Below are 547 nucleotides of genomic sequence, written 5' to 3' on the forward strand. Positions count from 1 at the left end.
TCCGAGTTGTCATCCTGATCACCTGGTGTCGGATCAACAGGTGTCGGATCAACAGGATCATCCTCAACGGGATCTTCGTTCACCGGCGTCTCATCGACAGGCGTCTCGTCAACGGGTGTCTCATCGACAGGGGGCGGGGTTCCGTCGCCAGAGCTTGCCACATGATCCCCGGTCAGCAGGACGCGGTTACCACCAGTATCGGGGCCAGCCCACTCGAGCATCAGGGTCGCATCGCCATAGGCCTCGAAGTAGAGCGCCTCAAGGCTATGGGTGCCCGCCGACAGCTCGATCGTGGCGGTCTGTAGCTCAGTCGCATGCAGCCCGTCGTTGTCGATCAGGTCCTGACCATTGAGCCGCAGGCTGGAACCGTCATCCGATAGCAAATAGAACGTGTAACTTCCCGCCTGCTCAATATGCAAATCGGTCGTGGCGCGCACGGCAAAGACGTCCTCACGGCCGCCCTCCCAGATCTGAGTGCTCCCATCGTAGTTCAGTGCATTGGTGAGCGTCGTTTCATCCGCTGCAGCAGAAAAATCAATCTGCGACA

Annotated in this window: 1 protein-coding gene; it reads right to left on the reverse strand. The window is 59.0% G+C overall.

From position 1 onward, the window contains the following. Positions 1-547 (reverse strand): PA14 domain-containing protein (locus ACR0NE_RS21420; protein ID WP_480459965.1); only part of this gene is annotated, 547 nt, incomplete at both ends.

The organism is Ruegeria sp. C9, assembly GCF_056537585.1.